At 37.3% G+C, this 1,652-nt stretch carries 1 protein-coding gene; it reads right to left on the bottom strand.

All coding sequences use genetic code 11. The annotated features are described in order from the left end of the window. Positions 1-85: 85 nt before the first annotated feature. Positions 86-1,549 (bottom strand): alanine/glycine:cation symporter family protein, encoded by a 1,464-nt coding sequence (locus CD30_RS19015; protein ID WP_170933685.1) that lies wholly within the window; start codon positions 1,547-1,549, stop codon positions 86-88. Positions 1,550-1,652: the final 103 nt, after the last annotated feature.

The following is a 1,652-nucleotide window of genomic DNA, read 5'->3' as shown; positions in this document are numbered from 1 at the left end:
CCACAGTGGACTTTCACCACCTAGATAGTTGCCATGCCTGGCACACAAGTAAAAAGCATTGCGATACGCTCGCAATGCTTTCTTTTTATTTTTTAGAATTTTCGTCGTTATATGTTTCCCAGAATTCTGCATTCTTTATGCCAAGTTTCTTTGGGTCAAATACAGGGTCTTTTCCTTCTTTTCTTTGTGCTTCGTAATCCTTCAAGGCCACAAGCGCTGGCTTCATCAATATTAATATAGCAATGACATTTACCCAAACCATTAAACCAAGCCCTAAGTCACCAAATTTCCAAGCAAGCTCTGAAGTACGAACTGCACCGAAGAAAGTAGAAACGATAAGTACTACTTGTAAAATACGTGTAATAATTCCTTCCGTTTTACCGGAGAATAAATAGGCGACATTCGTTTCTGCGATATAGTAATAAGCCATAATTGTTGTAAAAGCAAAGAAAAATAATGCTATCGCTACAAATCCAGAGCCAAAATTATTGAAAGCTGTGAAAGCTTCATTTACAGCAAGCTGTGTAAATTCAGTATAAGTTTGACCTTCTACATTTTGAACAATTGATTTACCAGCCTCACTATCTACATTTACATTATACGTTCCCATAAATAAAATCATTAAAGCTGTGGCAGTACAAACAATTAATGTATCAATATATACTGAAGCGGTTTGTACTAAACCTTGTTTAGCTGGGTGAGATACTTCTGCAGCAGCTGCAGCATGAGGGCCAGTCCCTTGACCAGCTTCATTAGAATAAATTGCGCGTTTTACACCCCATGAAATGGCAGCACCAATCATCCCACCAAATGTTGCGTCCAGAGTAAATGCACTATTAATAATAAGTGAAAATACAGCAGGTACTTCAGAAATATTCATAATGATTACGACGAATGCTAATAATACATATGCAATAGCCATAAAAGGAACAATCAATTGAGCTGCATTGGCAATACGTTTAACTCCACCAATAATAATAAACGCAAGAATCACTACAACAATTAGTCCAGTAATCCATGGTTCAATATTAAACGCATTATCAACCGCATCCGATATTGCATTAGATTGAACACCAGGCATTAAAACCGCAACAGCTAAAATTGCTGCTAGAGCAAAAATGACCCCAAACCAACGCTGCCCTGTACCTTTTTCAATATAGTAGGCAGGGCCGCCTCGATAGACACCATTTTTCTTCACTTTATATATTTGAGCTAAAGTGGACTCTATGTATGCTGTAGATGCACCGACAAATGCAGTTACCCACATCCAAAATATCGCTCCAGGCCCTCCAAAAGCTATAGCAGATGCAGTACCAACAATATTACCGGTCCCTACACGACCCGATAATGCCAAAGTCAATGCTTGAAAGGAAGTGACACCTGCTTCAGATTTTTCCCCCTTGAACATTAGAGAAAACATATCCTTTATTCTTCTAATTTGAACAAATTTCGTTAGGAAGGTAAAAAATAAACCTACCACTAAAATTCCGTAAATCATTACGGGTCCCCATAATATGCCATTTAGCCAATTGACAATATTCTCAATCATTCAAACACCCCTTATTCTTCTAATCTGGTTGTAATATTCAATATATTATATAAATGAGTTAATTTCATAATTCTGATACCTACGGTATCAAGGGTTCTAAAAC

Source organism: Ureibacillus massiliensis 4400831 = CIP 108448 = CCUG 49529 (assembly GCF_000772965.1).
Taxonomy (GTDB): Bacteria; Bacillota; Bacilli; order Bacillales_A; family Planococcaceae; genus Ureibacillus; species Ureibacillus massiliensis.
This window is presented reverse-complemented; position numbering and strand designations above follow the sequence as displayed.